Origin of the sequence: Aeromicrobium chenweiae, from assembly GCF_003065605.1 — a bacterium.
Classification (GTDB): domain Bacteria; phylum Actinomycetota; class Actinomycetes; order Propionibacteriales; family Nocardioidaceae; genus Aeromicrobium; species Aeromicrobium chenweiae.
The window spans coordinates 2,495,159-2,521,826 of record NZ_CP026952.1 but is presented as its reverse complement, the minus strand read 5'-3'; the positions used below and the strand labels follow the sequence as shown (position 1 = coordinate 2,521,826).

At 71.2% G+C, this 26,668-nt stretch carries 21 protein-coding genes; 18 read left to right on the top strand and 3 right to left on the bottom strand.

Going from position 1 to position 26,668, the window contains the following annotated elements; genetic code table 11:
• Window positions 1-143: 143 nt before the first annotated feature.
• The 8 genes from C3E78_RS12180 (at window position 144) to C3E78_RS12145 (ending at window position 12,132) form a co-directional block, all read left to right on the top strand.
• Complete coding sequence (locus C3E78_RS12180) at window positions 144-1,796, top strand: peptide ABC transporter substrate-binding protein (protein WP_108578742.1); 1,653 nt, start codon at window positions 144-146, stop codon at window positions 1,794-1,796.
• 161 nt (window positions 1,797-1,957) lie between these two features.
• Window positions 1,958-2,887: an ABC transporter permease gene (locus C3E78_RS12175; protein ID WP_108578740.1), complete on the top strand. Its 930-nt coding sequence runs from the start codon at window positions 1,958-1,960 to the stop codon at window positions 2,885-2,887.
• Window positions 2,880-3,860, top strand: a complete 981-nt coding sequence (locus C3E78_RS12170) for an ABC transporter permease (protein ID WP_108578738.1) — start codon at window positions 2,880-2,882, stop codon at window positions 3,858-3,860. The genes C3E78_RS12175 and C3E78_RS12170 overlap by 8 nt, the downstream gene beginning before the upstream one ends.
• Window positions 3,857-5,569, top strand: coding sequence for a dipeptide ABC transporter ATP-binding protein (locus C3E78_RS12165; protein WP_108578736.1), 1,713 nt, complete (start codon window positions 3,857-3,859; stop codon window positions 5,567-5,569). Before C3E78_RS12170 ends, C3E78_RS12165 begins: the two co-directional genes overlap by 4 nt.
• Window positions 5,570-5,640: 71 nt before the next feature.
• A complete protein-coding gene (locus C3E78_RS12160) occupies window positions 5,641-6,300 on the top strand; it encodes a hypothetical protein (RefSeq protein ID WP_108578734.1) in 660 nt (219 codons plus the stop codon).
• 10 nt (window positions 6,301-6,310) lie between these two features.
• On the top strand, window positions 6,311-7,816 hold the full coding sequence (locus C3E78_RS12155; protein WP_108578732.1) for a DNA polymerase Y family protein: 1,506 nt from the start codon (window positions 6,311-6,313) through the stop codon (window positions 7,814-7,816).
• A 102-nt stretch (window positions 7,817-7,918) separates the two neighbouring features.
• Window positions 7,919-11,320, top strand: coding sequence for an error-prone DNA polymerase (locus tag C3E78_RS12150; RefSeq protein WP_108578729.1), 3,402 nt, complete (start codon window positions 7,919-7,921; stop codon window positions 11,318-11,320).
• A 125-nt stretch (window positions 11,321-11,445) separates the two neighbouring features.
• The gene (locus C3E78_RS12145; RefSeq protein ID WP_108578728.1) at window positions 11,446-12,132 is read left to right on the top strand and encodes a hypothetical protein; all 687 of its coding nucleotides are present in this window, start codon (window positions 11,446-11,448) and stop codon (window positions 12,130-12,132) included.
• A gap of 10 nt (window positions 12,133-12,142) precedes the next feature.
• On the opposite strand, the gene C3E78_RS12140 is transcribed toward C3E78_RS12145, so the two are convergent.
• Both C3E78_RS12140 and C3E78_RS12135 read right to left on the bottom strand, forming a co-directional pair.
• Window positions 12,143-12,802, bottom strand: coding sequence for a response regulator (locus C3E78_RS12140; RefSeq protein ID WP_199906813.1), 660 nt, complete (start codon window positions 12,800-12,802; stop codon window positions 12,143-12,145).
• Entirely contained in the window at window positions 12,799-13,770 is a 972-nt protein-coding gene (locus C3E78_RS12135) for a HAMP domain-containing sensor histidine kinase (protein ID WP_108578724.1), read from the bottom strand. Before C3E78_RS12135 ends, C3E78_RS12140 begins: the two co-directional genes overlap by 4 nt.
• 168 nt (window positions 13,771-13,938) lie before the next feature.
• Here C3E78_RS12135 and C3E78_RS12130 point away from each other — a divergent pair, with 168 nt between their 5' ends.
• Both C3E78_RS12130 and C3E78_RS12125 read left to right on the top strand, forming a co-directional pair.
• Complete coding sequence (locus C3E78_RS12130; protein WP_108578722.1) at window positions 13,939-14,535, top strand: SPFH domain-containing protein; 597 nt, start codon at window positions 13,939-13,941, stop codon at window positions 14,533-14,535.
• A complete protein-coding gene (locus C3E78_RS12125) occupies window positions 14,535-16,028 on the top strand; it encodes a potassium/proton antiporter (protein WP_108578720.1) in 1,494 nt (497 codons plus the stop codon). The genes C3E78_RS12130 and C3E78_RS12125 overlap by 1 nt, the downstream gene beginning before the upstream one ends.
• Window positions 16,029-16,134: 106 nt before the next feature.
• On the opposite strand, the gene C3E78_RS12120 is transcribed toward C3E78_RS12125, so the two are convergent.
• Window positions 16,135-17,652, bottom strand: a complete 1,518-nt coding sequence (locus C3E78_RS12120; RefSeq protein WP_108578718.1) for an ATP-dependent DNA ligase — start codon at window positions 17,650-17,652, stop codon at window positions 16,135-16,137.
• Between the two features lie 111 nt (window positions 17,653-17,763).
• On the opposite strand from C3E78_RS12120, the gene C3E78_RS12115 reads away from it, so the two are divergent.
• From C3E78_RS12115 to C3E78_RS12080, 8 genes are all read left to right on the top strand, one after another.
• Complete coding sequence (locus tag C3E78_RS12115; RefSeq protein ID WP_235833609.1) at window positions 17,764-18,456, top strand: NUDIX hydrolase; 693 nt, start codon at window positions 17,764-17,766, stop codon at window positions 18,454-18,456.
• Window positions 18,453-19,709 (top strand): quinolinate synthase NadA, encoded by a 1,257-nt coding sequence (gene nadA / locus C3E78_RS12110; RefSeq protein ID WP_108578716.1) that lies wholly within the window; start codon window positions 18,453-18,455, stop codon window positions 19,707-19,709. Before C3E78_RS12115 ends, nadA begins: the two co-directional genes overlap by 4 nt.
• A gap of 9 nt (window positions 19,710-19,718) precedes the next feature.
• A complete protein-coding gene (gene nadB / locus C3E78_RS12105) occupies window positions 19,719-21,263 on the top strand; it encodes an L-aspartate oxidase (RefSeq protein ID WP_108578714.1) in 1,545 nt (514 codons plus the stop codon).
• 3 nt (window positions 21,264-21,266) lie between these two features.
• Window positions 21,267-22,109 carry a carboxylating nicotinate-nucleotide diphosphorylase gene (gene nadC / locus C3E78_RS12100; RefSeq protein WP_108578712.1) on the top strand — a complete coding sequence of 281 codons (843 nt, stop codon included), beginning with the start codon at window positions 21,267-21,269 and terminating at the stop codon, window positions 22,107-22,109.
• Window positions 22,110-22,113: 4 nt separating this feature from the next.
• Complete coding sequence (locus C3E78_RS12095; protein WP_108578710.1) at window positions 22,114-23,247, top strand: cysteine desulfurase family protein; 1,134 nt, start codon at window positions 22,114-22,116, stop codon at window positions 23,245-23,247.
• Window positions 23,248-23,311: 64 nt separating this feature from the next.
• Window positions 23,312-24,517 (top strand): cysteine desulfurase family protein, encoded by a 1,206-nt coding sequence (locus tag C3E78_RS12090; RefSeq protein WP_108578708.1) that lies wholly within the window; start codon window positions 23,312-23,314, stop codon window positions 24,515-24,517.
• A complete protein-coding gene (gene mnmA, locus C3E78_RS12085) occupies window positions 24,514-25,602 on the top strand; it encodes a tRNA 2-thiouridine(34) synthase MnmA (RefSeq protein ID WP_168217174.1) in 1,089 nt (362 codons plus the stop codon). The genes C3E78_RS12090 and mnmA overlap by 4 nt, the downstream gene beginning before the upstream one ends.
• Before the next feature lie 95 nt (window positions 25,603-25,697).
• Entirely contained in the window at window positions 25,698-26,663 is a 966-nt protein-coding gene (locus tag C3E78_RS12080) for a uroporphyrinogen decarboxylase/cobalamine-independent methonine synthase family protein (protein WP_108578706.1), read from the top strand.
• The last annotated feature ends 5 nt before the right edge of the window (window positions 26,664-26,668 follow it).

Below are 26,668 nucleotides of genomic sequence, written 5' to 3'. Positions count from 1 at the left end.
TGCCTATGACCCTGGCGGGCTATTGACATTGTTTGGTGTCAACTTGGTTAAGCAAGGCCCCCGCGCTGTTTGCGGGCTGGATCACGGTGATAGGCATAAGGGGGCGCGCGCCAGCGCGCACCGGACAAACACAGGAGGAATCCATGCGACTCTCTCGGCGTACCCGCCTCGCGGGTGTGGCGTTGATCGCGGCCGGCAGCCTGACACTGGCTGCTTGCGGTGGTGGAAGTGACGACGACAAGAAGAGCGAGGGCGGCGGCGGTTCGACCGACTCGATCATCTCGGTCTACGGCACCAACCCGCAGAACCCGCTGATCCCGACCGCAACGAACGAGGTCGGTGGCGGAGATCCGCTCGACAACCTCTTCTCCGGCCTGGTGGCCTACAACACCGACGGATCGGTCTCCAACGAGGTCGCCGACTCCATCGAGGCCAACGGGGACAGCACCGTCTGGACCGTCAAGCTCAAGGACGGCTGGAAGTTCACCGACGGCTCGCCCGTCACCGCCGAGTCGTTCGTCAAGGCATGGAACTACGGCGCCAACCCGGCGAACAAGCAGCTGAACAACTACTTCTTCTACCCGATCAAGGGCACCGACGAGGTCGGCAACACCGAGAAGGGCTCCGACACCGTCTCGGGCCTGAAGGTCCTCGACGACACCTCCTTCTCCATCACGCTGAAGGAGCCGGAGTCGGACTTCCCCCTGCGTCTCGGCTACTCGGCGTACATGCCGGTGCCGGAGAGCGCGTACGACGAGTCGGGCAAGATCACCAAGGCATACGGTGACGCCCCGATCGGCAACGGCCCGTACAAGCTGACCAAGAGCGGCTGGGAGAAGAACAAGCAGATCTCCATGGAGCCCAACCCGGACTACAAGGGCATCCACAAGCCGAAGAACGGTGGCCTGGTCTTCAAGTTCTACAACTCGACCGACGCCGCCTACACCGACGTCCAGTCGGGCAACCTCGACGTCCTGGACCAGGTCCCGCCGAGCGCCCTGACCACGTTCGAGAGCGACTCGGGCGTCAAGGCGTACAACGAGCCTGGCTCGAGCTTCTCCTCGGTCACGATCCCCGAGCGCCTCGCGCACTTCAAGGGTGAAGAGGGCGAGCTGCGGCGTGCGGCGATCTCGATGTCGATCAACCGTCCCGAGATCACCGAGAAGATCTTCAACAACGCTCGTACCCCCGCCAGCGACTTCACGTCGCCGGTGCTCGATGGCTGGACCGACAAGGTGCCCGGCAACGAGGTGCTGAAGTTCAACGCGGACGAGGCCAAGAAGAAGTGGGCCGACGCTGACAAGATCGCCAAGTGGGACGGCAAGTTCGAGATCGCCTACAACAACGACGGAGCGGGCAACAAGGAGTTCTCCGAGGCGATGGCCAACCAGATCAAGAACACGCTGGGCATCGACGCCGCGCCGAAGGCGTACCCGACGTTCGACGAGCTGCGCACGGTCGTCACCGACCGCACGATCAAGACCGCGTTCCGTACCGGTTGGCAGGCGGACTACCCGTCGATGCTCAACTACCTCGGCCCGATCTACGGCACGGGCGCCGGCTCGAACGACGGCGACTACAGCAACAAGGACTTCGACAAGCTGATCGCTCAGGCTGCCGCCACCAAGGGCGACGACCGGTACAAGATCATCAGCGAGGCCCAGACGGTCCTGCTGAAGGACCTGCCGGCGATCCCGCTGTGGTACCAGAACGCGACTGCTGTGACCACGACGGACCTGAAGGACTTCGAGTTCAACTGGAAGCAGAAGCCGGACTACTACGCTCTGACGAAGTAGCTCCACAGCTCTGACGAAGCAAGCAGCAACACCGGCAACATCGGCCGCGGGGGCAGCCCTCACCAGGGCTGCCCCCGTGCGCCGCGTCCGTACTGGGTGCACCATGTCACTTGGACCAGGTGACCGTGCTCCAGCCCATCCTTCACATCCCAGGAGGCCTCGTGTGGTGGTACGTCGCCAAGCGACTGCTCCAGACCATCCCGGTTTTTCTCGGGGCCACGCTCATCATCTATGCGTTGGTGTTCCTGCGTCCCGGTGACCCGATCAACAGCCTGATCGGCAACAAGCCGATCTCCGACGAGGTGCGGCAGGCCATCCGGGACCAGTACCACCTGAACGACTTCTTCCTCGTGCAGTGGCTCTACTTCCTCAAGGACGTGCTGACGTTCAACCCCGACTTCGTCGGGCTCGACGGCCAGCCGGTCTTCGAGAAGATCCGCAACGCGCTGCCCGTCACCGCGACGCTGGCCCTCATGGCCCTCGCGATGGACGCCGTCATCGGCATCGTCGTCGGCACGATCGCCGGCCTGCGCCGCAACGGCTGGTTCGACTCGGTCACACTGGTCATCTCGCTGATCCTGCTGTCGGTGCCGATCTTCGTGGTCGGCTTCGTCCTGCAGTTCCTGTTCGGCGTCAAGTTCGGCTTCTTCCCGCCGACCGTCGGTGGCGACTGGACGATCAGCAAGCTGCTGCTGCCCGCCTTCGTGCTGGCCATCGCCAACATCGCGACCACGACCCGCCTGACCCGCACGTCGGTCGCCAACAACCTCACCGCAGACCACGTGCGCACCGCGCGGGCCAAGGGCCTGCCGGAGGGCGCGGTCATCCGCAACCACGTGCTGCGCAACTCCCTGGTGCCGGTCGTGACCTACATCGGCATCAACCTCGGATCGCTGATGGCGGGCGCCATCATCACCGAGGGCATCTTCAACGTGCAGGGGATCGGCAATCTCGCCTTCCAGGCCGTCAACCGTGGCGACGCGCCGGTCACGGTCACGGTCGTCGCGGTCATGGTCATGATCTACGTGTTCATGAGCCTGATCGTCGACCTGCTGTACGCCGTTCTCGACCCGAGGATCCGTTATGTCTGAGACACGTCCGGGGCAGGAGCGCTTCGTCGCCCCGCTCGACGAGACACCGCTGCGAGCCATCGACGCGGTCGATGTCGACGCGGTTCCCGAGAGCCAGTGGAAGGAGGCCTGGAAGCGGCTGCGCAAGTCGCCGCTGTTCTGGCTGGCCTCGCTGATCATCTTCGTGCTGGCTGTGATGGTCGCGTTCCCCGGCCTGTTCACCGACGTCGACCCGTACGCCCGCAACGCCAACTCGCTGAGCAACCAGTTCGCCCCGCCAAGCGAGGGTCACCCCTTCGGCTACAACTTCCAGGGCGGCGACGTATGGGCCCGCACGGTCTACGGGGCGCGCGCCTCGGTCGCCGTCGGCGTGCTGGCCACCGTGGTCACGGTGCTGCTGGGCATGATCACCGGCGCGATCGCCGGCTTCTACGGCGGCATCATCGACACGATCGTCTCGCGCCTCAGCGACATCTTCTTCTCGATCCCGCTGCTGCTCGCCTGCATCGTCGTGATCTCGGTCGTCAACAACCTGTGGGACGACCGCGGGTTCTGGGCCTCGGTCCTCGTCGTGGTGCTGGCCCTTGCGTTGTTCGCCTGGCCGCAGATCACCCGTCAGATGCGTGGTGCCGTCCTCGAGGTCAAGAACCTGGAGTTCGTCGACGCCGCGACCGCGATCGGTGCGTCCAAGCTGTCCAACCTGCGTCGCCACATCGTGCCCAACGCGTTGTCGCCGGTGATCGTCTCGGCGACGATCATGCTGGGCGTGTTCATCGTCTCGGAGTCGTCGCTGTCGTTCCTGGGTCTCGGCCTGCCGCAGACCATCGTGTCGTGGGGCAACGATCTCTCCGATGCACAGAACCTCGTCCGCTCCGGCCAGCACCTGGTCGTGATGTGGGTCCCCGCCACCGCGCTGGCGGTCACCGTCCTCGGCTTCGTGCTGCTGGGTGAGGCCGTCCGAGAAGCCCTCGACCCGAAGGCGAAGAAGTCATGACCGAGACACCCCTGCTCGAGATCAAGGACCTGCGTGTCGGGTTCCGGACCGACAAGAAGACCGTCCTGACGGCCGTCGACGGCGCGAACCTGGTGATCTACCCGGGTCAGACCATCGCGATCGTGGGCGAGTCCGGATCGGGCAAGTCGACCATGGCGCACTCGGTCATCGACCTGCTGCCCGGCTCCGGCCACGTCATGGGCGGGCAGATCCTGTTCGAGGGACACGAGATCACCCACTCCGACCGCAAGGCCGTGCTGGCCCTGCGCGGGTCCTCGATCGGCCTCGTGCCTCAGGACCCGATGTCGAACCTCAACCCGCTGTGGAAGGTCGGCCGCCAGATCAAGGAGGCGCTGGTCGCCAACGGCGTCGCGACCGGTGACGCCGCCGACAAGCGCGTCGTCGAGCTGCTCGAGGAGGCCGGGCTGCCCGACGCCGAGCGTCGCGCCCGGCAGTACCCGCACGAGTTCTCCGGCGGCATGCGCCAGCGCGCCCTGATCGCGATGGGCCTGGCCGCGCGGCCCAAGCTCCTGATCGCCGACGAGCCGACCTCGGCCCTCGACGTGACGGTGCAGAAGCAGATCCTGGACCACCTCGGCACGCTGACGTCCACCTTGGGCGTCGCGGTCATGCTGATCACGCACGACCTCGGTCTCGCCGCCGAGCGGGCCGACCACCTGGTCGTGATGTACCGGGGCAAGATCGTCGAGTCGGGCCCGGCCCGCGAGATCCTGCAGGATCCCCAGCACCCGTACACCCAGCGGCTCGTCTCCAAGGCCCCCTCGATCGCCTCGCAGCGACTGTCGTCGGTCCAGGCGCGCGAGGAGGTCCGGGTGCAGGCCGTCCAGACCGCTGCCGAGATCGCGGCGGAGGTCGCCGAGAGCCAGGCCGCCCTCGGTGAGGGCCGTGACGACGTCCTCGTTGCGGAGAACCTGACCAAGATCTTCATGCTGCGCGGCTCCAAGCCGTGGGAGAAGGTCGAGTTCGCGGCCGTGGACGACGTGTCGTTCCGCCTGCGCCGCGGCACCACGACCGCGATCGTGGGGGAGTCCGGCTCGGGCAAGTCCACGGTGGCCCGCATGGTCCTGGACCTGCTGCCGCCCACGTCGGGTCAGGTCATCTTCGACGGCAAGAACCTGCGCGAGCTCAAGAGCCGGTCCGACCGGCTCCGGCTGCGCCGCCAGATGCAGCCGGTGTTCCAGAACCCGTACGCCTCGCTGGACCCGCTGTACTCGATCTACCAGTCGATCGAGGAGCCGCTGCGCACGCACGACATCGGGACGCAGAAGGAGCGCGAGGCCAAGGTCCGCGACCTGCTCGACAAGGTGTCGCTGCCGACCACGGTCATGTCGCGCTTCCCGGGCGAGCTGTCCGGCGGCCAGCGCCAGCGCGTGGCCATCGCCCGCGCGCTCGCGCTCGACCCGGAGGTGGTGATCTGTGACGAGGCCGTCTCGGCGCTCGACGTCCTGGTCCAGGCGCAGATCCTCGAGCTGCTGAACGACCTGCAGGCCGAGCTGGGCCTGAGCTACCTGTTCATCACGCACGACCTGGCAGTCGTCCGGCAGATCGCCGACGACGTCCTGGTCATGCAGAACGGCAAGGTCGTGGAGGCGTCGTCGGTGTCGGCGGTCTTCGATCACCCGACCCAGGAGTACACGCGTCGTCTGCTCGACGCGATCCCGGGCGGATCGATCTCGCTGGGCCGGTGACACCGTCCGTCTGATGGGACGTGGCCGTCGGCCAGATTGACTCGTTCGAACAGATGTTCGAAGATGGGTGAATGAGCCCATCCGCAGCCCCGAGCCTCAGTGAGCTGCGCGAGCGGGTCCAGCAGATGCAGGGCCGGCCGGCCGCCCAGCCGGTCGCCACGCACCCGGCCCTGTCGGGGCTGCTGCAGCTGCAGGCCGGGTCGACCTACTCCGTCGACTCGATGAGCCTGGCGGTGGCGCTCATGGCGGGCCCGTCGGCCGACGGCGCCTGGTGCGGGGTCGTGGGCACCGCGGAGCTGGGCCTGGAGGCCGCTGCGGCGGCCGGGGTCGAGCTGCGGCGCACGATCCTGGTGCCCGACCCGGGGGAGTCCTGGCTCGAGGTCACGGCGGCACTGATCGACGTCCTGGGCGTCGTGGTGCTGCGGGCCCCGTCCTTCGTCCCGGCCAAGGACGTGAGCCGGATCAGTGCCCGCCTGCGCCAGCGCGGGGGCATCCTCGTCGCGTACGGCGACTGGCCCCGCAGCGAGGCGCGGTTGTCGATGCGCGACGTCGAGTGGGTCGGCGTCGGACGGGGGCACGGCCACCTGCAGGCCCGCCGGGCCACCGTCGAGGTGCAGCGCGGCACGGCTCCGGCACGGCGGGGACGGCTGTGGCTGCCCGACGCCTCCCAGGTCATCCGCCGGGTCGAGGACGACGCCCCGGCCCCGGGCCGGCTGCGGAGCGTGTCATGAGGACCGCGTCATGAGGACCATGGTGCTGTGGGCTCCGGACTGGCCCGTCGTGGCGGTCGACGTGCCGGCCTCCGTCCCGGCCGCGGTGCTCGACAAGGGGCAGGTGCTGGCGTGCTCGCAGGCCGCACGGGCCGAGGGCGTCCGCCGTGGCATGCGGCGCCGGGACGCCCAGTCGCGGTGCCCGGGGCTCGTCCTGCACGAGCACAACCCCGACGCCGACGCACGGGCGTTCGAGGCGGTCCTGACAGCGATCGAGGAGCTCAGCCCGGGCGTCGCCCCGCTGCGCCCGGGGCTCTGCGCGATCTCGGTGCCCGCCCGGTTCTACGGCGGCGAGGCCGAGGCCGCCGCCGTGATCGCCGAGCGGCTCGTCGAGCTCGGGGTGTGGGACGTCCGCGCCGGCATCGCCGACGGGCTGTTCGCCGCCGAGCAGGCCGCCCGGCGGGCGCTCGCGCAGGACAGCCTCGTCGTCCCCGCGGGCGGGTCGGGGCAGTTCCTGCGCGACCTGCCGATCGACGTCCTCGCCGACCCCGACCTGGTGGGCCTGCTGCGGCGCATGGGGCTGCTGACCCTGGGTGACTTCGCGTCGCTGCCGGCGGCCGACGTCCACACTCGTTTCGGCACCCACGGGGCGCTGCTGCACCGCCTCGCGCGGGGCCAGGACGCGCAGCCGATCAGCCGGCGGCAGGTGCCACCGGAGTTCGAGGCGACGCTGGTCCTGGAGCCCCCGCTCGAGCTCGTCGAGCCGATCGCGTTCAGCCTGCGCACGACCGCCGAGTCGTTCGTGGCCGATCTCGCCGCCCACGGCCTGGTCTGCACCACGGTGCTGATCGAGGTCGACGCCGACGGCTCGCTGGCGACGTCACGGCGCTGGATGCACCCGCGCTGGTTCGGCCCGACCGACCTGATCGACCGGGTCCGCTGGCAGCTGTCCGTCGACGGCGCGATCCGCGCTCCGGTCGACGCGGTGCGGCTCATCCCGGAGGTCACCGAGCCGCTGGGCGACCACGCCGACAGCCTCTTCGGCGGCGGCCCCGACGAGCGGGTCGAGCGCGGGGTGGCCCGGGTGCAGAGCATCGTGGGCCACGAGGCGGTCGTGTCGGTCACGGTGCAGGGCGGCCGCGGGCCGGCGCAGCGACGGCTGCTGGCGCCGTGGGGAGAGCGTCCCGTGGCGGCGCGTCCGGTCGGCCTGCCGTGGCCCGGCAGCCTGCCGCCGCCTGCGCCGGCGACGGTCTACACCGAGCCGCAGCAGGCGATGGTCGTCGGGGCGGAGGGCCAGCCCATCGGGGTCACCGGTCGGGGCATGGTGTCGGGGGAGCCGGTCCGGTTCCGGGCCGCGGCGGGCTCGGACTGGCAGCCGGTCGCGTCCTGGGCCGGGCCGTGGCCGGTCGACGAGCAGTGGTGGGACGAGGCCGCGGCACGCCGCATCGCCCGGTTCCAGGTCGTCGGCGTCGACGGCAGCGCGTTCCTCATGATCGTCGAGGGCGGCCACTGGTGGACCGAGGCCCGCTATGACTGACCCCCGAGACCGCGACTGGCGCAGACTGAAGGTTCTGGGACGGCGTGTCGTCCAGATCTGCGCCACTCGCGGACCGGTCTGCGCCACTCGCGGGGGTGGCTCGTGAGCTGGAACAACCCGGACATCTCGTGGCGGGAGCTCGAACGACGACTGTCGGGGCGGCCCGAGCCCGACGGCGGGGACTCCCCGGGCTGGTCGCGCAAGCGGCGCAAGAGCGGTCCCAAGGAGATCTCCAGGCCGGACGAGCCGGTCGTCCCGTACGCCGAGCTGCACTGCCACAGCCACTTCTCCTTCCTCGACGGTGCGAGCGGCCCGGACGCGCTGGTCGAGGAGGCGATCGCGCTGGGCCTGCACGGCCTGGCGATCACCGACCACGACGGGTTCTACGGCGCCCCGCGATTCGCCGAGGAGGCGGGCAAGTACCCCCAGCACGGCCTGCGCACGGTCTACGGCGCCGAGCTGTCGCTGGGCCTGCGCAGCCCGCAGAACGGCGTCGCCGACCCCGAGGGCAACCACCTGCTGGTGCTCGCCCGTGGGGTGGAGGGCTACCACCGGCTCGCCGCCGCGATCACCGACGCACAGCTGCGGGGCGACGAGAAGGGCCGGCCGGTCTACGACCTCGAGGAGCTCGCGGAGCACGGCCGCGACCACTGGGTCGTGCTGACCGGGTGCCGCAAGGGACACGTCCGCGAGGCGCTGGCCACGGGCGGACGCGACGCCGCGGCGGCTGCCCTCGACCGGCTGACGGCGCTGTTCGGCATCGACGGCGTGGGGGTCGAGCTGATCGACCACGGGTTCCCGACCGACAGCTCGGTCAACGACGCCCTGGCCGACCTCGCGATCGACCACGGCCTCGCGACCGTGGCCACCAACAACGTCCACTTCGCCCGCCCCGCCGCAGGACGCCTGGCCGCGTCGATGGCCGCGGTCCGGGCCCGGCGCAGCCTGGCCGACATGGACGGCTGGCTGCCGGCCACGGGCGCCGCCCACCTGCGGTCGGGAGCCGAGATGCGGCGGCTGTTCCACCGCTTCCCGGGCGCCGTGGAGCGTACGGTCCCGCTCGCCGACGAGATCGCGTTCGACCTGCGGGCCGCGACCCCCCGCCTGCCCAAGCGCGGCATCCCGGAGGGCAAGACCGCGATGCAGCACCTGCGCGACCTGGCCGAGAAGGGCATCCGGGAGCGCTACGCGGGCCGCGAGCAGCTCGCCCGCGAGCGCATCGAGCGCGAGCTCGCGGTCATCGAGGAGAAGGACTTCCCGGGCTACTTCCTGATCGTCCACGACATCGTCGCCGAGGCCCGCCGCCGCGGCATCCTCTGCCAGGGCCGGGGCTCGTCGGCCAACTCCGCGCTCTGCTACGCGCTCAAGATCACCGCGATCGACTCGATCTTCTACGACCTGCCGTTCGAGCGGTTCCTCGCCACGACCCGTGAGGAGGAGCCCGACATCGACGTGGACTTCGACTCCGACCGGCGCGAGGAGATCATCCAGTGGGTCTACGAGCGGTACGGCCGGCACAACGCCGCGCAGGTCGCCAACGTCATCAGCTATCGCCCGCGCTCGGCCGTCCGCGACGCCGCCAAGGCGCTCGGTCACTCACCGGGGCAGCAGGACGCCTGGTCCAAGCAGATCGACGCGTGGGGCGCGATCGGCAGCGAGGACGTGCAGGGCGTGCCCGAGCCGGTCGTGGGGCTGGCCCGGCAGATGATGACCGCGCCACGCCACCTGGGCATCCACTCGGGCGGGATGATCCTGACCGAGCGGCCCATCGGGGAGGTCTGCCCCATCGAGCGCGGCCGCATGGACAAGCGGACCGTCCTGCAGTGGGACAAGGACGCCTGCGAGTTCATGGGACTGGTCAAGTTCGACCTGCTGGGCCTCGGCATGCTCGGTGCCCTCGACCACACGATGCGGATCGTCGCGGAGCACCTGGGGGAGCAGTGGGACCTCGACTCGATCCCCAAGGAGGAGGCCGGGGTCTACGACATGTTGTGCCGCGCGGACTCGATCGGGGTGTTCCAGGTCGAGAGCCGTGCGCAGATCGGGACGTTGCCGCGGCTGCAGCCCCGCCGGGCGTACGACCTCGCGATCGAGATCGCGCTGATCCGGCCCGGCCCGATCCAGGGCGGCGCCGTGCACCCGTACATCCGCCGGGCGATGGGCAAGGAGCCGATCACCTACCCGCACCCGATCCTCGAGCCGGTGCTCGAACGGACGAAGGGTGTCCCGCTGTTCCAGGAGCAGCTCATGCAGATGGCGATCGCGATCGGCGACTGCACGGGTGACGAGGCCGACCTCCTGCGGCGGGCGATGGGCTCCAAGCGCGGCATCGAGCGGATCGAGTCGCTGGAGGACAAGCTCTTCGCCGGCATGGCCCGGCACGGCCTCACCCAGGAGGAGTCCGACGCGATCTACCTGAGGATCAAGTCGTTCGCCAACTTCGGCTTCGCCGAGAGCCACGCGCTCAGCTTCTCGTTGCTGGTCTACGCCAGCTCGTGGCTCAAGCTGCACTACCCGGGGGCGTTCCTCGCTGCGCTGCTGCGCAACCAGCCCATGGGTTTCTACTCGCCCCAGTCGCTGACGACCGACGCGCGGCGTCACGGCGTGACGGTCCTGCGTCCCGACATCCTGCGTTCGGGGGCGCTGGCGGACCTCGAGCCGATCGAGGGGCAGGCCGGCCCGACCGGGCGCGATGCCTGCCTCGAGCGGAGCCAGCCGCCGGTCCCGGACTTCGTGCCCGGCACCCCCGACCCGACGCCGGAGCATCGCCGCGACGGTGCGTTCGCGGTGCGCATCGGCCTCGACGAGGTGCAGGGCATCGGCCGGGAGGTGGCGCTGCGGATCGTGGCCGAGCGCGACGAGCGTCCCTTCACGGACATGGCCGACGTGTCGCGGCGCACAGGGCTGACCGTCGCCCAGATGGAGTCGCTGGCCACCGCTGGGGCGTTCGACTGCTTCGGCCTGTCGCGCCGTCAGGCGCTGTGGAACGCCGGGTACGCCCAGAGCCAGGACCAGCTCGAGGGCACGGCCGTCGCGGCGCCACCGCCGATGCTGCCGGGCATGAGCGACGTCGAGGTCACCATGGCCGACCTGTGGTCGACCCGCATCTCGCCGGAGACGCATCCGGTCGAGCACCTGCGGCCCCTGCTGCAGGGCGAGGGCATCCTCTCGGTGGCCGACACGGCCGTCGCGGAGGCCTCCCGGCGGGTCAAGGTGGCCGGACTCATCACGCACCGGCAGCGTCCGGCGACGGCGTCGGGGGTCACGTTCCTCAACCTCGAGGACGAGACCGGCATGCTCAACGTGGTGTGCTCCGAGGCGCTCTGGAAGCGCTACCGGGTCGTGGGACGCAATGCGGCGGGGATGATCATCCGAGGCATGCTCGAGCGCAGCCCCGAGGGCGTCGTCAACCTGGTCGCCGACAAGCTCATGCGCATCGAGGAGGTCTACCCGCAGGCGGGCCGGGCGATCCCGGCGCGGCACCAAGGGCGCGACTTCCGCTGAGACGCGCCGCCGGGCCTTGTCTTGCGGGTGACATCGCGAGAGGCTGTCCGAAGCATGAACACTCGTCGTGACGATGGCGCCGGTAACACAGGACAAGGCCGAGACGCGTGGGACGAGGTGGCACCGTGGTGACAGCCGCGCGACGACTGATCTCGCGCGGGTGGGTCGCCGGAGTCGCCGTTCTGATCCTCGTCGGACTGGCTTCCTTCGCGGCAATGGCCATCGTGCTCGACGGTGCAGGACGAGTGGTCGGCGTGGCCGGGCTCGTGTTCCTCGGCCTGCACCTGATCGCCGCCGTGCGGGCCTTCGTGCTGCCCCGTCGACGCAGGGACCTACCGGTCGACGAGACCGGTAGGACGATCATCGAGGCGCCCGGATCTCTGGTCTGGCCTCTGGCCGTCGCCTGGGCGGCGGTCCCGATCCTGGCCGCCGCGTTCGTGGTGCAGGCGATCGTCGACTTCGACTCGATCGAGTCGCCCGGAGCGGCCTTCGCTGTCGTGATCGCGACCGTCTTCGGCCTGCCCGACTGGTTCCGCCTGGTCACCGGCCGGCTTCACCGCTGGCGTGTCGTGCTGGGGCCGGAGGACCTGAGCTACTACGGCTATCGCACGGTGATCGAGGTGCCGTGGTCGAGTGTCCGCGGTGCGAGCATCCAGGCCGGCGGCAGGACACGGGGGGAGACCAAGCAGCGCCAGACCGCTGGAGTGCTGATCGACCTCAAGGGGACCCGACCCGATCCGGTGATCCCGATGGCCGCGTTCGACGTCCCTGCCGAGCAGATCGTCGAAGAGATCCGGAAGCGGCTGCGCTGATCTGTCGAGCTCAGGGCTCGACGAGACCCGCGCGAATCGCGTAGCGGGTCAGGTCCGTGCGGTCACGCATGCCGAGCTTGGCCAGGATGTTCGAGCGGTGCCGCTCCACGGTCTTGAGGCTGATCGTCAGTGCCTCGGCGATCTCGCGTGAGGTGGAGCCCTCGGCGATGAGCTTGAGCACCTCGTCCTCGCGGGGGGTCAGCACCTTGTCCGACATCTTCTCGCCGCGGCGGCTGCGCTCCAGGTAGTTGCGGACCAGGGCACTCATGACGCCCGGGTACAGGAACGACTCGCCGCGGACGGCTGCGTGGCACGCCCGGACGAGGTCCTGGTCGGCCACGGACTTCAGGACGTACCCGGAGGCGCCGCACGTGAGCGACTCGAAGAAGTACTGCTCGTTGTCGTGCATCGACAGCATCAGGATGTACGGGGGGTCGCGCCGGCGGGAGATCTCCCGCGCGGCCTGCAGCCCCGTCATCCGTGGCATCGACACGTCGAGGATCGCCAGGTCGATCGGCTGGGAGCGGACGGCCTCGACCGCCTCGGCGCCGTCGCCGGCCTCGGCGACGACGGTGAGCCCGGGCTCGCTGTCGAGGATCAGGCGGACTCCCCGCCGTACGAGCGCGTGGTCGTCGGCGAGCAGGATCCGCACGTCCGGGCTTGTGCTCACGGTGTCACCGTCCCGGTCGGGACCACGAGACGCACCTCGGTGCCGCCGCCGATCCGGGTGCGGACGACGAGGCTGCCCTCGACGAGTCGCGCGCGCTCGCGCATGCCGCGGATGCCGGTGCTCTCGGCCCGCCCGTGGATCCCGACCCCGTCGTCGGCGACGAGCAGGACCACCGCGTCACCCTGCGTCGACAGGGACACCGTCACGGTGCTCGCCAGCGCGTGACGTGCGACGTTGGTCAGGGCTTCCTGCGCGACGCGGTAGACCACCAGCTCCTTCTCCGCGGACAGCGGCGGCAGCCCGGGCGCGAACCCGCGGCGCACGTGCACACCGCTGTGCGTGCTGAAGTCGGTGCACGCGGCCGCGAGCGCGCTGAGCAGGCCCAGGTCGTCCAGGACCCCGGGCCGCAGCCGTCGGGCGACGTCGCGCACCTCGTCCAGGCTCGACCGGGCGATCTCGGCGACCCCGCGCAGCTCGTCGGCGAGGTCGTCGGGGGCGCGATCGGTGGCTCGCTTGAGGCCGAGCAGGACGGCGGTGAGTCCCTGGCCCACCTCGTCGTGCAGCTCCTGGGCGATGCGGTGGCGCTCGGCCTCCTGCGCCGCGAGGGCCTTGGCGTTGCTGCTGCTGCGCTCGGCCTCCAGGCGGTCGAGCATCGCGTTGAAGCCGCGGAACAGGCGCGCCACGGTGCCGTGCCCGTCGTCGGACAGCTGCTCACGCGGGGACTGCAGGTCGACGCTCTCGGTCAGCCGCGTCAAGCGTTCGAGCGGCGCGAGCGTGGAACGGATCAGCAGGGCGTTCGCGAACAGGATCAGGACCAGGCCGACCAGCAGGACGATCGCCTCGGAGACGAGCACGCGGGTGGAGATGGTGGCCGGCGAGGCCGCGAGGACGACCGTGCCGACCAGGAAGACGAGGCCGTTGATGAGGCAGATCCGCCAGTAGAGGGGGAGTCGCGTCAGCGCCGTCATGGCGCCAGCCTCACGCATCGCGGTCGCCGATGTCCACGCAGGGAGCCGCCCGCCGGCGAAGATGGGTGGTGGCACGGATGGTTCCGGCGGCGTCGGCCGGACAGGCTGGAGACCAGGCCGCAGCAGCCGGTTCGAGCTCCTGCGGCGTCCCCCGACGAAGGCAGCGACATGACCCGCCCGACGACCGACGGCCTCCTGGCCGGTGCGACCGACTCCCTGAGCCCATCCCTCGCGGCGTGGACGGTGGTGGGCGTCGCGGTCCTGGTGGGGGCGGTCCTGGCCGCCGTGCGGGTCGTCCCGGAGCACCAGCGACTCGTCGTGACCCGGCTGGGACGGGTCGCCCGGGTCGCCGGTCCGGGACTGGTCCGGCGGGTGCCCGTGGTCGAGCGCTGGACCACCGTCTCGCTGCGCCCGACCAACCAGCTCCTGGGAGTGGCGGCGACGACGCTCGACGGCGTCTCGGTGCACGTGCGGGCGACGACCCAGGCGCACGTGACGGACCCCGCGCGGGCGATCGTCGCGGCCGAGGACCCGATGGCGGCGACCTTCGCCGCCGTGGAGACCCATCTCGGTCGCGAGATCGCGTGCACCCGGTTCGAGGACCTGCTGACCGCGCGCCAGCGCTACGAGTCCGACCTGCCCACCCTCACGACCGGCGTCACGTCGGCCTGGGGTGTCGAGGTGATCTCGCTGGAGGTCGGCGACATCGACGCGCTGCTGACCGCGGACCTGCTTCACGCGGTGGACGGCGGCGCGCGGAGCTGATGAGCGCTGACGACCTCAACGTCACGGTGCTGGCGGTCTCGGCCGCCCTGCTGGCGGGCGTCGTGGCCGTCCGCATCGCGACGCGGTCCGGGCTGCCCGGCCTTCTGCTGTACCTCGGGATCGGGCTCGCGATCGGCGAGTCCGGGCTAGGGATCGGGTTCGAGGACGTCGAGCTCGCCATGGTGCTGGGATCCCTCGCCCTCGCGGTGATCCTGGCGGAGGGCGGCTTCACGACGCAGTGGTCCGTGACCCGGCCGGTGGCGGCCATGTCGATCGTCCTGGCCACGGTCGGTGTCGGGGTGAGCGTGGCCGTCACGGGCGGGCTGACGTACCTGATCCTGGACGTCGACCTCCGCACCGCGCTGCTGCTGGGTGCCGTGGTGTCGTCGACCGATGCTGCGGCCGTGTTCTCGGTGATGCGCCAGCTGCCGATCACCCGGCGTCTGCGCGCGACGCTGGAGGCCGAGTCCGGCTTCAACGACCCGCCGGTGATCATCCTCGTCACCGTCATCGCCTCCGACGCCTGGGACAGCTCGGGTCCGCTCGCGATCGGTGCGCTCATGCTGCAGCAGCTCGTCGTGGGACTGCTGGTGGGACTCGCGGTGGCGTGGGTCGGCCAGTGGGTGCTGGGTCGCAGCGCGCTCCCGGCGGCCGGGCTCTACCCGCTCGCCACGATCGCGATCCTGTTCGTGGCGTTCTCGTTGGCGGGCATGGCCGGCGGGAGCCCGTTCCTCGCGGTGTACGTCGCGGGCATGTGGTTGGGCAACACGACCCTGCCGCACCGCAGCGCCACCGCGGGCTTCGCGGAGGGACTCGCCTGGGTCGCCCAGATCGGCCTGTTCATCATGCTGGGGCTGCTCGCGAGCCCCGGCCGTCTGCTCGACGCCCTGCTCCCGGCGCTGCTGGTGGGCAGCGTCCTCCTGCTGGTCGCCCGCCCGTTGTCGGTCCTGGTGTGCGCGACGCCGTATCGGGTCCCTTGGCGCGAGCAGGCCTTCATGTCCTGGGCGGGGCTGAGGGGGGCGGTGCCGATCGTCCTGGCGACCATCCCGATCACGCAGGGCCTGCCGTCGGCCCACCAGATCTTCGACGTGGTGTTCCTGCTCGTGGTGGTGTTCACGCTGGTCCAGGGCCCGACCCTGCCCTGGGTGGCGAAGAAGCTCGGCGTGACCGACGAGGAGAGGACGACCGACGTGACGATCGAGTCCGCCCCGCTGGAGGACATCGACGTCACCGTCCTGCAGCTCACCGTGTCGGCGGACTCCCGCCTGGCCGGGGTCTACGTCGACGAGCTGAGGCTGCCGGGCGATGCCGTGATCACGCTCATCCGGCGCCGCGGCGAGATCTTCGCGCCGAAGGAGAGCACGGTGCTGCGGGCGGGCGACCACCTCCTGCTGGCCACGTCGAACGAGGTCCGGTCCGCGGCCGAGCGGCGTCTCCGCGCGGTCAGCCGCGGCGGCCGGCTCGCCGGCTGGACGGCCCTCCGCGCCCGGTGAGCCCGGCCACTCCCCGCGCGTCTTCGTCACTCACCTCGTGTCATGACCCGAGGGGAGTGACCAATTCCCACGGTCCCGTGGGAAACCGACCACGGGGAGGCCGGGCTCAGGGTGCGGCGGCGAGATGTGCTCGGACGGTGTCGAGCGTGTCGGCCTCGGCCGGGGTCTTGTCGTCGCGGTAGCGGACGACCCGCGCGAAGCGGAGGGCGACGCCGCCGGGGTAGCGGGTCGAGCGCTGCACCCCGTCGAACGCGATCTCGACGACCTGCTCGGGGCGGACGGTCACGACGTAGCCGTCGTCGTCGACCTGGAGGTCGTGGAAGCGCTCGGTCTGCCAGGCGAGCATCTCGTCGGTCATGCCCTTGAACGTCTTGCCGAGCATCACCCAGCCGTCGCCGTCGCGGGCGCCGAGGTGGATGTTGGACAGCCAGCCGCTGCGGCGGCCCGAGCCGCGCTCGACCGCGAGCACGACCAGGTCGAGGGTGTGGACGGGCTTGACCTTGACCCACGTCGCGCCGCGGCGTCCGGCGGCGTACGGCGCGGTCAGGCTCTTGACGACGACCCCCTCGTGCCCGAGGCCGAGCACCTGCTCGGCGAAGGCCTCGGCCTCCGCGACGTCCGTCGTGACGAGCCGCGGAACCCGGTGGACCTCCGGCACGACGGACTCCAGCGCGTCGAGACGAGCCGACGTGGGGGCGTCGAGGAGGTCCCGGCCGTCCAGGTGCAGCAGGTCGAAGAACGCCGGGGTCAGCTCCACGCCGCTCGTCGAGGCGGCGCGGGAGGCCGTCTCCTGGAACGGGCGCGGTCGGCCGTCCGGGCCGAGCGCGAGCACCTCGCCGTCGAGCACGACGTCCCGGCAGGGGAGCGCGCGGGCGGCCGCGACGACCTCGGGGTGGCGGGCCGTCACGTCGTCGAGCGACCGGGTGACCACCAGCACGTCGTCCCCGCTGCGGTGCACCTGGATGCGGACGCCGTCGAGCTTGGTGTCGACCGCGACCGAGCCGCCGCCGGCCTTGGCCATCGCGGCCTCGATCGTGGGCGCAGTGGACGCGAGCATCGGCAGCACCGGGCGCCCGACGGTCAGCACGAACCCCGCCAGCGCGTCCTCGCCGCCGGTGAGTGCCGCGGTCGCGACGTCGACCGTCGAGCCGGCCATCATCGCGGCCCGGCGGACGGACGCGGGCGGGACGTGCCCCGCGATCGCGAGCGCGTCCTGCACCAACGAGTCGAGTGCCCCCTGACGCACCTCGCCCGTGACAACCCCGCGCAGCCAGCGCTGCTCGTCTGCGGTCGCGCGGGCCATCAGGGCTGTTGTGGCCTCGGCGCGGGCGCGTTGTGAGCCGGCGCCCGCCAGTGCGGCGAGGCGGTCGAAGGCGGCGTCCACCTCGGACACGGTGAGCGAGGGCGTCGTCGCGGCCGCCGGTGCGTCCTGCAGCGACCGCCAGCCGAGGCCGGTCCGTCGTTGCCGAAGAGCGCCGGCCAGGTACGAGGTCACCGTCGGGACGTCCTCGGGGCTCTCGGTCGCGGTGCGGAGGAGGAGATCGGCCAGGGCGGTCGCCTTCGCAGAACGTGACCGGGTGGCGGCCACCGCAGCGGAGGTGGCGACGACGTCGGCGAGAAGCATGAGCCCATCATCACCGCCATCCAGACGATCCGCGACTTAGGGTTGACGTGACTTTAAGGGCTCGGTAGAGTGACCTTAAAGTCATAGCCACCTTAAGTCAGGATCGCCGTCATGATGGTCTCCTCCTCGATCGACCAGCGGGTCTCCCTCGCGGTCTCGACGGTGATCTTCGCGCTGCGGCCCCACCCCGAGACCCATCTGATGACGCTGTGGCTGCCGCTCGTGCGCCGTATCCGCGAGCCGTACGAGGGGCAGTGGGCCCTGCCCGGCGGGCCGCTCGAGGCCCACGAGGACCTCGCCGCCAGCGCCCGGCACACGCTGGAGCGCACCACCGGTCTCACCCCCAACTACCTCGAGCAGCTGTACGCGTTCGGCAACGTCGACCGCTCGCCCGACGAGCGGGTCGTCTCGATCGTCTACTGGGCGCTCGTACGACCCGACGAGGTCGCCCGAGCCGTGGACGGTGAGAACGTCGAGTGGTTCGTCGCCGACGAGCTGCCGCCGCTCGCCTTCGACCACACCGAGATCATCGAGTACGCGCTGGCCCGGCTGCGGGCCAAGATCACGTACACGCCGATCGCGCACGCGTTCCTGCCGGAGGAGTTCACGCTCGCCGAGCTGCGCGCGGTGCACGAGGCGGTCCTGCGCACGACCCTCGACCCGGCCAACTTCCGCCGCCAGGCCCTGGCCACCAAGACCCTCGTCCCCACGGGCACCTGCCTGCAGGGCACGAGCCACCGTCCCCCCGCGCTGTTCCGCTTCGAGGCCGGCGCGCCCTCATCCGCCCCCGAGGAGCAGCGATGACTTCCGTCAACACCCTTATCGTCCAGACGCCCGCAGCGAGCTGTGACGTCGAGCTCGCGAAGGGTCCGTGGGAGTTCGACCAGCTCCCCGGCTACGGCCCCGGCGCGTCCGAGAACGACCGCATCCCCGAGCCGGTCGTCCGCCCGGGCCAGCTGCCCGCGGCGTACCAGCGCATGAGCGACGAGGAGCTGCACGCCCGCATCCGCGCGGCCAAGGAGACGCTGGGCGAGAAGCTGGTCATCCTCGGCCACTTCTACCAGCGCGACGAGGTCATCCAGTACGCCGACTTCGTGGGCGACTCGTTCCAGCTCGCGAACGCCGCACTGACCAAGCCGGACGCGGAGACGATCGTGTTCTGCGGCGTCCACTTCATGGCCGAGACCGCGGACATCCTGGCCCGGCCCGAGCAGCAGGTCATCCTGCCGAACCTCGCGGCCGGCTGCTCGATGGCCGACATGGCCGACGAGGACTCGGTCGAGGCGTGCTGGGAGGACCTGCTGGAGCTGTACGGCACCGAGCCGGACGCCGACGGCAGGCAACCGGTCATCCCCGTCACGTACATGAACTCCTCGGCCGCGCTGAAGGCGTTCTGCGGACGCAACGGCGGCATCGTCTGCACGTCGTCCAACGCCGCGACCGTCCTGGAGTGGGCGTTCGAGCGGGGTCAGCGCGTGCTGTTCTTCCCCGACCAGCACCTGGGCCGCAACACGGCCAAGGCGATGGGCGTCCCGCTGGAGCAGATGCCCATGTGGAACCCGCGCAAGCCCCTCGGCGGCAACAGCGTCGACGACCTGGAGAGCGCACGCGTCATCCTGTGGCACGGCTTCTGCTCGGTCCACAAGCGCTTCAGCGTCGCCCAGATCGAGAAGGCCCGCGCCGAGCACCCGGGCGTCAAGATCATCGTGCACCCCGAGAGCCCGATGCCGGTGGTCGACGCCGCCGACGCGGCCGGCTCGACCGACGCGATCCGCAAGTTCGTCATCGCGTCGCAGCCCGGTGACACGATCGCGATCGGCACCGAGATCAACATGGTCAACCGTCTCGCGGCGGAGTTCCCCGACCGGACGATCTTCTGCCTCGACCCGGTCGTCTGCCCGTGCTCGACGATGTACCGCATCCACCCCGGCTACCTCGCGTGGACGCTCGACGGCCTCGTCGCCGGCGAGGTCCGCAACGAGATCGTCGTCGCCGACGACGTCGCCACCGACGCGAAGGTCGCGCTCGAGCGCATGCTCGCGGCGCTGCCCAGGTAAGGACCCGCCATGAGCAGCATCATCGTCGTCGGCAGCGGTGTCGCCGGCATGACCGCGGCCCTCGCGGCCGTCGGGACGCACGACGTCACGCTTCTCACCAAGGCCGAGCTCGCCGAGAGCAACACCCGGTACGCCCAGGGCGGTGTCGCCGTCGTGATCGACGACATGGCCGATCCCGGCGCACCGCACCTGGGCGACAGCGTGGCGTCGCACGTGGCCGACACGCTGGTTGCCGGGGCCGGCCTCAGCGATGCCGACACGGTCGGCATCCTGTGCGCCGAGGGCCCCGCCGCGATGGACGAGCTGATCGCCCGCGGCGTGCCGTTCGACCGTCACGACGGGGAGCTGTCGCACGGCCTCGAGGCCGCGCACGCGTTCGCGCGCATCCTGCACGCCGGCGGCGACGCGACGGGCGCCGGTATCGCGTACGCGTTGATCGACCGGGTGCACGAGAGCCCGGTCGTCGTCCGCGAGCGGACCACGGTCGTCGACCTGCTGCTCGAGGACGGCCGCTGCGTGGGCGTGCGCCTGCTGGGCGGCGAGGAGGTCCGCTCGGACGCCGTGATCCTGGCGACGGGTGGGGCCGGGCAGCTGTTCCCGTACACGACCAACCCCGAGGTGGCAACCGCCGACGGCCTCGCGATGGCGCTCCGCGCCGGTGCTCTCGCGGCGGACCTGGAGTTCTACCAGTTCCACCCGACCTCGCTCGACGCCCCCGGCAACTTCCTCATCTCCGAGGCCGTCCGTGGCGAGGGTGCCGTCCTGATCGACGCCGACGGCCACCGCTTCATGCTCGACGTGCACCCGGACGCCGAGCTGGCGCCGCGCGACGTCGTCGCCCGAGGCATCGCGCAGCAGATGGCCCGCCAGCCGGGCATCCCGGTCCGCCTCGACGCCACGCATCTGGGTGCGGAGTTCCTGGCCCGCCGGTTCCCCAACATCGACGCCGCGTGCCGGGCGCAGGGCCACGACTGGGCCACCGTGCCGATCCCGGTGACGCCCGCCGCGCACTACTACATGGGTGGCATCCGCACCGACGAGTGGGGACGCACCTCGGTGCCCGGCCTGTACGCGGTGGGGGAGGCGGCCTGCAACGGCCTGCACGGGGCCAACCGGCTCGCGTCCAACTCGCTGCTCGAGGGCGCTGTCTACGGCTCCCGGGTCGTCGAGGGGATCGTCTCGCCGGCACCCCTGGCGGACTTCGACGACCAGTGGCAGGCGCCGCTCAAGCTCGACCTGACCTCCGACCCGGACGCCCAGGACGTCAGCCGCACCGACCTGCAGCAGCTCATGTGGGAAGCGGCAGGACTGGCTCGCGACGGAGCGGACCTGCAGCAGGCCGTGGCCGAGCTGAGGCGGTGGCGATCCCCGGAGGTCACCGACGCCAAGGCCGCCGAGGACGCCAACCTGCTCGTGGTGGCGCGCGCGGTCGTCGCCAGCGCCCTCGCCCGCGAGGAGTCGCGCGGCGGCCACTACCGCACGGACTTCCCGCACACCGACCCCGAGCAGGCGACCCACTCGGCGATCGGCACCCCGACCCAGCAGAAGGTGTGACACATGCTTGAACGTCGACAGATCCAGCGGGTCGTGGACATGGCACTGGACGAGGACGCCCCGTTCGGCGACCTCACCTCGCAGACGCTGGTCCCGTCGACCGCCGTCGCGCAGGCCGAGCTGGTCGCCCGCGAGCCGGGCGTGCTGGCCGGTGCCGAGGTCTTCGAGATCGCGATGACCACTCTGGACCCGGCCGTGAAGGTGACCGTCGAGCGAGCGGACGGTGAGTCGTTCGACCGCGGCGCGGTGCTGGCCCGGGTCGAGGGTCCGGCCCGGGCCGTCCTGCAGGCCGAGCGCGTCGCCCTCAACCTCGTCCAGCGGATGACCGGCATCGCGACCCTGACCCGGACGTACGTCGAGGCGGTCGCCGGCACCGACGTCCGCGTCGTCGACACCCGCAAGACCACCCCGGGCCTGCGGGCGCTGGAACGGCACGCCGTGCGCTGCGGCGGCGGCCACAACCACCGCTTCTCGCTGTCGGACGCCGTCATGGCCAAGGACAACCACCTGGCCGTCATCGGGGACCTCACCGCGGCGCTGCGCCAGGCGCGGCTCGACCTGCCGCACACGACCCACGTCGAGGTCGAGGTCGACCGGCTCGACCAGATCGACGCGGTGCTGGAGTCCGGTGCGGCGCACACGATCATGCTCGACAACTTCAGCCTCGACGACCTGCGCGCGGGCGTCGCGCTGATCGCGGGGCGGGCGCTGGTCGAGGCGAGCGGCGGCATCACCCTCGACACGATCGGCGACATCGCCCGCACGGGCGTCGACGTCATCTCGGTCGGCGCCCTGACCCACAGCGTCCGGGCGCTCGACCTCGGTCTCGACATCACGGTGTCCTGACGCCGTGATCTACCTCGACCAAGCGGCCACGACCCCGCTCAAGCGCGAGGTGCTCGAGGCGATGTGGCCCCACCTCGGACCCGAGTTCGGCAACCCGTCCAGCCACCACGAGGTGGGGGAGGCGGCCAGCCGTGCCCTGGAGCAGGCGCGCGCCGACGTCGCGCAGGCGCTGGGCGCCCGGTCGTCGGAGATCACGTTCACCTCCGGCGGCACCGAGTCCGACAACACCGCCATCAAGGGCATCGCGCTCGCGGCCCCCCGCGGACGGCACGTCATGGTGTCGGCCGTCGAGCACCCCGCGGTGCTGGAGTCCGCGGAGTTCCTCGGCCGCATCGGGTACGAGGTGACTGTGCTGCCGGTCGACGAGCACGGCATGGTCCAGCCGGCGACGCTTGAGGCGGCGCTTCGCGACGACTCCACGCTGGTCAGCATCCAGCTCGCCAACAACGAGGTCGGCACGATCCAGCAGGTCGAGACGCTGTCCCGTCTCGCGGCCGCACGCGGGGTCCCGTTCCACACCGACGCGGTGCAGGGCGCCGGCTGGCTCGACCTCGACGTCACCCGACTCGGCGTCCAGGCGCTCAGCATCTCCGGTCACAAGATCGGCGCCCCCAAGGGCATCGGCGTCCTGTACGTGCAGCGACGTGTCCCGTTCGAGCCGCTGCTGCACGGCGGGGGCCAGGAGGGCGGCAGGCGCTCGGGCACCGAGAACGTCGCCGCGGCGGTCGGCATGGCTGCGGCGATGCGCCTCGCGGGCGGCGAGAACGACGAGGCGACGGCCCGACGTGACGCCTTCATCGACCGCGTCCTGACCGAGGTCCCGGACGCGGTGCTGACGGGGGACCGCGCGCACCGCCTGCCGGGCAGCGCCTCGTTCGTCTTCCCCGGCACGAGCGGTGAGTCGATCCTGCTCGAGCTGGAGGCGCGCGGCATCGTCTGCTCCAGCGGATCGGCGTGCGCCGCCGGCAGCGACGACCCGTCCCACGTCCTGGTCGCGATGGGCATCGCCCCGGAGGTCGCCCAGACCGCGGTGCGGTTCACGTTCGGCCGCACGACCACCCAGGACGACCTCGACGCAGCAGCGGACGAGCTCGTCCGCGCCGTCGCCAGCGTCAGCGGCAGGGGAGCCCCGCGCTGATCCGGACGGACGTCCTGCCGGGCGTCCTCGATCCGTTTCGAGGCGGGGCTACGATTGTTGAGCGATGAACGACTCGGACGGCACCGTCTACCTCGACCATGCGGCGACCACGCCGATGGTCCCTGAGGCGATTGCCGCGATGGCCGAGCAGATGGCCCTCACCGGCAACGCCTCGTCGCTCCACGCGGCGGGCCGGGCCGCGCGCCGTACGGTCGAGGAGGCCCGCGAGCTGATCGCGGAGCGCTTCGGCGCCCGACCGAGCGAGGTCGTCTTCACCTCCGGCGGCACCGAGGCCAACAACCTCGCGATCAAGGGACTCTACTGGTCCCGGCTCGCTGAGGACCCCGCCCGCAAGCACATCGTCTTCAGCTCGATCGAGCACCACGCGCTGCTCGACCCGGTCACCTGGCTCGCCACCCACGAGGGCGCCGAGGTCGACATGACCCCGGTCGACAAGCAGGGCCGCATCGTGGTCGACGACCTGCGCGCCGCGGTCGAGCGCGACCCGGCGAGGGTCTCGGCCGTCACGACGATGTGGGCCAACAACGAGATGGGCACGATCCAGCCGATCCACGAGGTCGTCGAGATCGCCCGGGCGCACGACATCCCGGTGCACAGCGACGCGGTGCAGGCCGCCGGCTACCTGCCGCTGGACTTCGCCGCCAGCGGGCTCGACGCGATGACGATCACGGCCCACAAGCTGGGCGGCCCGGTCGGTGTCGGCGCGCTCGTGATCGGCCGCGAGATCGACCTCACCCCGCTGCTGCACGGCGGGGGACAGGAGCGCGACCTGCGCTCGGGCACGCTCAGCGTCCCCCTCATCGCCGCCTTCGCCGCCGCCGTCGAGGTGACCGTGAGCCGGCAGGCCGAGACCGTCGCACGCATCGAGGCGCTGCGCGAGCGTCTCGTCGAGGGCATCGTCCACGTCGTGCCGGACGCGATCGTCAACGGCGACCCGCTGCCGGGTCCGGAGCACCGGCTGCCCAACATCGCCCACGTCACGTTCCCCGGCTGCGAGGGCGACGCGATGCTGATGCTCCTGGACGCCCAGGGCATCGAGTGCTCGACCGGCTCGGCCTGCGCGGCCGGTGTGCCGCAGCCCAGCCACGTCCTGCTCGCGATGGGCTACGACGACGTCGCAGCGCGAGGCTCGCTGCGGTTCAGCCTGGGCCACACCTCCACGCAGCAGGACGTCGACCGGCTCCTCGAGGCCCTGCCGGCGGTCCACCAGCGCGCCCAGCGGGCCTCCCTGGTGCGGAGCGCGTCGTGAGGGTCGTCGCCGCGATGTCCGGCGGCGTCGACTCGGCCGTCGCCGCGGCCCGAGCCGTGGACGCCGGCCACGACGTCACCGGTGTGCACCTCGCGCTGAGCCGCAACCCCCGGTCGTACCGGTCGGGTGCCCGCGGCTGCTGCTCGATCGAGGACGCCGGCGACGCCCGCCGCGCCGCCGACGCGCTGGGCATCCCGTTCTACGTGTGGGACATGAGCGAGGAGTTCGCCGACCACGTGGTCGACGACTTCATCGCCGAGTACACCGCCGGACGCACCCCCAACCCGTGCCTGCGCTGCAACGAGAAGATCAAGTTCGCCGCGGTGCTGGAGCGGGCCCTCGCGCTGGGCTTCGACGCGGTCGCGACCGGGCACTACGCGCAGCTGCGCACGGCGGACGACGGCACGATCGAGATGCACCGAGCGATCGACATGGGCAAGGACCAGTCGTACGTCCTCGGCGTGCTCACGCAGGAGCAGCTGGCGCACTCGATGTTCCCGCTCGGCGACACCACGAAGGACGTCGTCCGGGTCGAGGCCGCGGACCGCGGCATCCAGGTCGCGCAGAAGCCCGACAGCCACGACATCTGCTTCATCCCCGACGGCGACAACGCCGGATGGCTCGGTGAGAAGCTCGGTCCGAAGCCCGGCACGATCGTCGACGAGGACGGCCAGGTCCTGCGCGAGCACGACGGCGCGTACGCGTTCACGATCGGGCAGCGTCGCGGCCTGCGCCTCGGCGTGCCGGCCGACGACGGCAAGCCCCGGTTCGTCCTCGACATCGAGCCGGTCAGCGGCACCGTCACGGTCGGCTCCCGCGAGTCGCTCGCGGTCGACGCCCTCGAGTGCATCAAGCCCCTGTGGTGCGGCGTCGCCCCCGCCGGGAGGCTCGACTGCACCGTGCAGCTGCGTGCGCACGGCGACGAGCACCGGGCGCGCGTCACGGTGACCGGCGACCTCGTCTCGGTCGAGCTGATCGACCCGGCCAGCGGCATCGCGCCCGGCCAGGCCTGTGTCATCTACGCCGGGACCCGCGTCGTGGGATCTGCGACGATCTCGGCCACGTCCCGCGCAGCGGTGCACTAGTCGCCCCTCCGGGCCGGAAAAGGCGACCAGCCCACCGGCCCCCGGATCGTCAGGCGATCAGCGCACCTCCCACCCACGCACACCGAAGGAACCCCATGACGCTGGCCACCGGCATCGGATCGATGCCCGGCACGGACTTCGCGGAGTCGATGCGCCTCGTCCTCGACGAGCTGAGCCTCCCGTACGTCCCCGAGCTCCCGGCGCGCGGCGTCCACGCCGGGATGATCGGGCGGACGCTCGCGGTCCTGGACGGGCTCGAGGCCGATCTGCAGCCCGACGGCTGGCGCATCGGCGTGGGGGAGGGCGCCGACCTGCGCCGGGCCCGCTCGCTCCTGGCCCAGGACCTCGACGTCGCCGAGGAGCTGGCCACCGAGCACGAGGGACCGATCAAGATCCAGGTCGCCGGCCCGCTGACCCTCGCCGCGACGGTCGAGCGGCCGCGCGGCGACAAGATGCTGGCCGACCACGGCGCACGCCGGGAGATCGCCCAGTCGCTGGCCGAGGGGCTCGGGGCGCACGTCAGGGACGTGCGTCGACGGTTCTCGCGCGCCGACCTGGTGGTGCAGGTCGACGAGCCGGCGATCACCGCGGTCCTCACCGGCGGCATCCCCACCGCGAGCGGCTGGTCGCGGCACCGCAGCGTCCACCCGCCCGAGGCCGACGCCCTCCTGAGGGTCGTGGTCGAGGCCGTGACCGGTGCCGGCGCCCGCCCGGTCGTCCACTCGTGCGCGGCCGACGTGCCGGTCGAGCTGCTGGCCGGCGCCGGGTTCAGCGCGATCTCGTTCGACCTCGGGCTCGCCCGGCCCGACGACGTGTGGGCCGAGACGTTCGAGAAGGGCGTCGACCTCTGGTTCGGGGTGCTCCCGTCGACCGACGCGGCCGAGGTGTCACAGAAGGCGGTCGTGCAGCGGATCGAGACGTTCTTCGGCCGCTTCGGCTTCGCCGAGGAGACGTACTCGGACCGCCTCGTCGTCACGCCGACCTGTGGCCTCGCCGGCGCGTCGCCGCAGTGGGCCCGCTCGGTGCTCGTCGCCGCGCAGAGTGTCGCGGCGCGACGATAAAGTCG

Excerpts from the sequence above, each read along its gene's own strand:
- C3E78_RS12125 (WP_108578720.1), top strand. The coding sequence starts at position 14,535 with ATGAGCGCTGACGACCTCAACGTCACGGTGCTGGCGGTCTCGGCCGCC.
- nadC (WP_108578712.1), top strand. The coding sequence starts at position 21,267 with ATGCTTGAACGTCGACAGATCCAGCGGGTCGTGGACATGGCACTGGAC.
- C3E78_RS12120 (WP_108578718.1), bottom strand. The coding sequence starts at position 17,652 with ATGCTTCTCGCCGACGTCGTCGCCACCTCCGCTGCGGTGGCCGCCACC.
- C3E78_RS12170 (WP_108578738.1), top strand. The coding sequence starts at position 2,880 with ATGTCTGAGACACGTCCGGGGCAGGAGCGCTTCGTCGCCCCGCTCGAC.
- nadB (WP_108578714.1), top strand. The coding sequence starts at position 19,719 with ATGAGCAGCATCATCGTCGTCGGCAGCGGTGTCGCCGGCATGACCGCG.
- C3E78_RS12080 (WP_108578706.1), top strand. The coding sequence starts at position 25,698 with ATGACGCTGGCCACCGGCATCGGATCGATGCCCGGCACGGACTTCGCG.
- C3E78_RS12135 (WP_108578724.1), bottom strand. The coding sequence starts at position 13,770 with ATGACGGCGCTGACGCGACTCCCCCTCTACTGGCGGATCTGCCTCATC.
- C3E78_RS12165 (WP_108578736.1), top strand. The coding sequence starts at position 3,857 with ATGACCGAGACACCCCTGCTCGAGATCAAGGACCTGCGTGTCGGGTTC.
- C3E78_RS12180 (WP_108578742.1), top strand. The coding sequence starts at position 144 with ATGCGACTCTCTCGGCGTACCCGCCTCGCGGGTGTGGCGTTGATCGCG.
- C3E78_RS12090 (WP_108578708.1), top strand. The coding sequence starts at position 23,312 with ATGAACGACTCGGACGGCACCGTCTACCTCGACCATGCGGCGACCACG.
- C3E78_RS12155 (WP_108578732.1), top strand. The coding sequence starts at position 6,311 with ATGAGGACCATGGTGCTGTGGGCTCCGGACTGGCCCGTCGTGGCGGTC.
- C3E78_RS12160 (WP_108578734.1), top strand. The coding sequence starts at position 5,641 with ATGAGCCCATCCGCAGCCCCGAGCCTCAGTGAGCTGCGCGAGCGGGTC.
- nadA (WP_108578716.1), top strand. The coding sequence starts at position 18,453 with ATGACTTCCGTCAACACCCTTATCGTCCAGACGCCCGCAGCGAGCTGT.
- C3E78_RS12130 (WP_108578722.1), top strand. The coding sequence starts at position 13,939 with ATGACCCGCCCGACGACCGACGGCCTCCTGGCCGGTGCGACCGACTCC.
- C3E78_RS12115 (WP_235833609.1), top strand. The coding sequence starts at position 17,764 with ATGATGGTCTCCTCCTCGATCGACCAGCGGGTCTCCCTCGCGGTCTCG.